General features: G+C 62.2%; 5 protein-coding genes. 3 read left to right on the plus strand and 2 right to left on the minus strand.

Annotation, left to right across the window (positions count from 1 at the left end):
- Positions 1–2216, plus strand: a 2216-nt coding sequence (locus EN964_RS26310) for an efflux RND transporter permease subunit (RefSeq protein WP_127276919.1), incomplete at its 5' end; no start/stop codon positions are given.
- Positions 2217–2420: 204 nt separating this feature from the next.
- On the opposite strand, the gene EN964_RS26315 is transcribed toward EN964_RS26310, so the two are convergent.
- On the minus strand, positions 2421–2882 hold the full coding sequence (locus EN964_RS26315) for a L,D-transpeptidase (RefSeq protein WP_023811018.1): 462 nt from the start codon (positions 2880–2882) through the stop codon (positions 2421–2423).
- Between the two features lie 353 nt (positions 2883–3235).
- Between EN964_RS26315 and EN964_RS26320 the strand changes: the two genes are divergently transcribed.
- Together EN964_RS26320 and EN964_RS26325 are read left to right on the plus strand one after the other, a co-directional pair.
- Positions 3236–3568, plus strand: coding sequence for a hypothetical protein (locus tag EN964_RS26320; RefSeq protein ID WP_027037042.1), 333 nt, complete (start codon positions 3236–3238; stop codon positions 3566–3568).
- 54 nt (positions 3569–3622) lie between these two features.
- Entirely contained in the window at positions 3623–3790 is a 168-nt protein-coding gene (locus EN964_RS26325; RefSeq protein WP_081738724.1) for a hypothetical protein, read from the plus strand.
- A 72-nt stretch (positions 3791–3862) separates the two neighbouring features.
- On the opposite strand, the gene EN964_RS26330 is transcribed toward EN964_RS26325, so the two are convergent.
- The coding region (locus tag EN964_RS26330; RefSeq protein ID WP_164775999.1) for a response regulator transcription factor at positions 3863–4339 on the minus strand (477 nt) is incomplete at its 5' end.

Genomic DNA, 4339 nt, shown 5'->3' on the forward strand with positions numbered 1-4339 from the left:
CCAATCCGCTGACCACGGCGGCGGCGCTCACCAAGCTGGTGCCGCAGATTCAGGAGACGCTGCCGAAAGGCATGACGATCGAGGTCGTCTACGACGCGACCGGGCAGATCAGCGCTTCGATCGAAGAGGTGTTCAAGACCATCGCCGAGGCGGTTGCCATCGTCATCGTCGTCATCCTTCTGTTCCTTGGCTCCTTCCGGTCGGTGATGATGCCGATCATCACCATCCCGTTGTCGCTGATCGGCGTCTGTTTCCTTTTGTTTGCGGTGGGCTATTCGATCAACCTGCTGTCGCTGCTGGCCATGGTGCTGGCGATCGGCCTGGTCGTCGACGACGCCATCGTGGTGGTGGAGAACATCCATCGCCATATGGAAGAAGACCACATGTCGCCGATGCAGGCCGCGTTCAGCGGTATGCGCGAAATATCGTCGGCCATCATTGCCATGACCATGACACTGGCCGCCGTGTTCGCGCCGCTGGCCTTCACCGGCGGCCTGACCGGCGCATTGTTCCGTGAATTCGCAGTCACGCTCGCCGGCTCAGTGGTGCTGTCGGGCGTCATCGCCATCACCATCACCCCGATGATGTCGGCACGCCTCCTGAAGTCCGGCACGCCGGGCCGTTTCCAGCGCATTGTCGACGGCGCCTTCGCTCGCGTCGAGCATGTCTATGAACGCGCCGTCACCGGGTCGCTCAATTATCGCCCATTGACGCTGATCATCGTGCTTGCGCTTGTCGGCGTCACCGGCTTCATGTTCACCAAGACCTCGAGCGAACTGGCGCCGGAAGAGGACCAGGGCTTTCTGCTCTCGATTGTGACAGGGCCGCGTTATGCGACCTCCGATTACACCGAGACATACGTCAACCAGATCCTCGGCCTGGTGAAGGATATTCCCGAAACACGGGCGCAGTTCTCGGCCGTCGCCTTCGGCGGCACGACAAACAGCGCCTTCGTCGGCTATGCCTTCAAGGATTGGGCGGAACGCAAGCGCAATTCGAAGGAACTGCAGGCCGACATCACGGCCCGTATCGCCAAAGTGGCCGGCGTCGAGGCCTTCGTCTTCGCGCCGCCGACGCTGCCCGGCTCTGGTGGCGGCCTGCCCATTTCCATGGTGGTGCGATCGACCGGCGCTTCCTCGGAAGTGTACGAGGTGGCCGAGCAGATCAAGAACAAGGCGCAAGCCTCCGGCCGCTTCATCGTCGTGCAGAATTCGATGGCCTATGACGCACCAGAGGTGACGGTGACCATCGACCGTGATCGCGCCGCGGCGTTGAACCTGCCGATCGCCGATATCGGCCGCACGCTGACCTTGCTGGTCGGCGGCGCCGAAGTGGCGCAGTTCGACCGTGACTCCAACAGCTACGACATCATCCCGCAGGTGCCGCAGGAGTTTCGCGACAACCCCGATAAGCTCGGCGAATACTTCGTGCGCAGCGTGACGGGCGAGATGGTGCCGCTCTCGGCGGTAGTCAAGATTTCGAACAATGCGGCGCCGGCGGCAATCGAGCAGTTCAACCAACTGAATTCGTCGACGATTTCGGCGCTCCCGCTGCCCGGCGTCACCACCGGCGACGGGCTGAAGGCGCTGGAGGACATCGCCAAGGAGAGCCTGCCCGACACCTTCTTCCTCGACTATTCCGGTCAATCGCGGCAGGAAAAGGAACAGGGCAACACCATCCTGATCGCTTTCGCGGCGGCCGTTGTCGTCATCTATCTGGTGCTGGCGGCGCAGTTTGAAAGCTTTCGCGACCCCCTGATCATCATGATGGCGGTGCCGCTGTCGATCTTCGGCGCGATCGTGCCGCTCAATCTGGGCCTCGGCACGCTCAACATCTACACGCAGGTCGGCCTGATCACACTGATCGGTCTGATCACCAAGCACGGCATCCTGCTGGTCGAGTTCGCCAACCAGCAGCGTGAAAAGCATGGCATGCGACGGCGCGACGCCATCATCGCCTCGGCCAAGGTGCGCCTGCGGCCGATCCTGATGACGACAGCGGCGATGGCGCTCGGCGTGGTGCCGCTGATCACGTCCAGCGGCGCTGGTGCCGCGGCCCGCTATTCGATGGGCCTGGTCATCTTCACCGGCATCCTGGTCGGAACCCTGTTCACGCTCTTCGTCGTGCCCATGTTCTACACCTTCATCGCCAGCAAGGACCTGCCTCATTTGGCGGAGAAGCCGGATCCCAAGCTGATGCCGGCACTGCCGAGCTAGGGTGGGGCTTCCTGCCCGGAAATGCGCAGGACAAATGCAAAAGAAAAGAGGCCGGAAACTTTCCGGCCTCTTTTCTTTTTGGCTGGGCTCCGCCGGTTTGAGCTGTACGCAATACCTCGGTTCGAGCTGTGCTCATACCGCAGCGTTTTCCGGTGGGAGCCTCGAGGCGCGCCAGCATGCTGACACGCCACCGTTTCCAGCCTGCTACTTGACGATGACGATGCTGGTGTTGGTCGCCCCGAAGGTTTCGACGAGCTGGTAGAAATCGGCCGCGTTGTCGGGGTGCAGCCGCACGCAGCCATGCGAAGCCGGCTGGCCGAGGCGCTTGATCGCGTAGGTCGCGTGTACCGCATAGCCGCCGCTGAAGAAGACCGAGTGCGGCATCGGGGCGTTGTCGTATTTCTTCGAATACCACATCTCATGCATGCGGGTCGGCTTGAACGAGCCGGTCGGCGTCACATGGGCCCGGTCGCCGGTGGAGACTTTCCAGGCGAAGGTCGGCCGGCCGTCGACGGAGACTTCCATGATCTGCTGCGAAAGCGAAACGCGTGCCACGATCTTGTTGGCGGCGTGCGCCGCACCCGAGCCGGCGCCGAGCAGCAGTGCTGCACCAGTCAAGGCAGCGGCGGTGATGTTGATAAGCTTGGCGGAAATGGCGGTATGCATGATGAAGTCCCCTCTCTCTGCCGGTTGGCCGGCTCCAGTTCGATGGCCGCTTATCCCAACGTCATGTTTCGAGAAGATTTCGCAAAACGCTCGTTTCTGTTTCGAATCTGTTTCCGCTGGTTAACAAACGCCTCCTTATAACCTGGCTGGAACAGGCTCGGCAGACCCACCCAGCCAAGACCAGGAGTCGGGAACATGAGTATCCGCCTCCAAACGAAAGTGCGAATTGGTGTCATGTGAAAGATCAAGCGTCAGCATCGAAACCAACCTGCAACAAAGCGCGGCTCCAAGCGGCATGATCCGGATACGGGGTGCGAGCAAAGTTGACGCAACGAAAACAGCCGGTAACGAACATGAGGACGAAATCAAACGCGCTGTCCTGGCTTCTCAGGATCAGCATCGCGGCAGCGGTCATCGGCGGCGTCGGCACGGTTGCCGGCACCCCGCTGACAAGGCTCGGCGCGATGACTTCGGGCGAGATTTCGACGCTGCATACCGCACTGTTTTTCGCCACGGTCTGGATTGTTTCCAGCCTGCGCATCGCCCGGCTCAAGGCCCTCTGGCGGGTCGGCCTTAGGCTGACGGGTTTGCGCGGCGCCTCCGGCAACTTGCTGCCGAGAGGACCGAAGGCCCGCGCCGCGACGGGGGGCTCCGTGGGCGGCGCGGGCACTTCGGGGGTATCCTGAAGAGACCCGCAACAGGTTCATTTTTGAAGAATTGGCATTTGGGGAACTGCGACGATGAAAACGAAATTCGCTGCTTCGGTGCTGTCCGCACTGCTTTACGCCCAGGGCCTGCTCGGCTTTGCCGGTCTTGCTACCGTGCTCCTCCGGGACCGCGCCCATGCAAGCGAACTCACCATGGGCAGTGACATGCCGGTGGGGCCATCGCTTCTGCTGGTACGCTGAGCGTCAAGAGCATCGGGCCCAGAGATGGAAAATCCGATGCCCGAAAAAAGGGATTGCGCCAGTAGCAGGCAGTCAGTCGGCAAATTGCCGCGGCGGATCGAACCGATAGCCGGCGCCACGTATTGTGGTGATGGTGTCGGTGTCGAGCTTGCGGCGCAGCCGCACGATGCGCGAATCGATCGAGCGATCGAAGGCGTCGGCGTTTTCGGCCGGTGCCGCGGCGATGATATCGTCACGCGTCAGCACCTTGCGCGGACTGGCCAGGAACAACCTGAGCAGGGCCACCTGGCCAGGCGAAAGCTGTTCCTCGGAGCCGGAGCGATGCATGACCATGGCCGATCTCAGATCGACGGTCGCGTTCTCCAGCACGATCAGTTCCTGGGTGCCCCTGCCGCGGCGCGAAAGCAGACCGCCGACACGGGCGGCCAGTTCACGGACATTGAGCGGGCTCTCGACGACGTCGGCCGCACCAAGCTCCAGCGCCAGCACCTTGTCGACAAGATCGGCCGGGCGGCAGATCAGAATGAAATCCGGTCCGCCCTCACCGCC

Source organism: Mesorhizobium sp. M7A.F.Ca.CA.001.10.2.1, assembly GCF_003998575.1.
GTDB lineage: Bacteria > Pseudomonadota > Alphaproteobacteria > Rhizobiales > Rhizobiaceae > Mesorhizobium.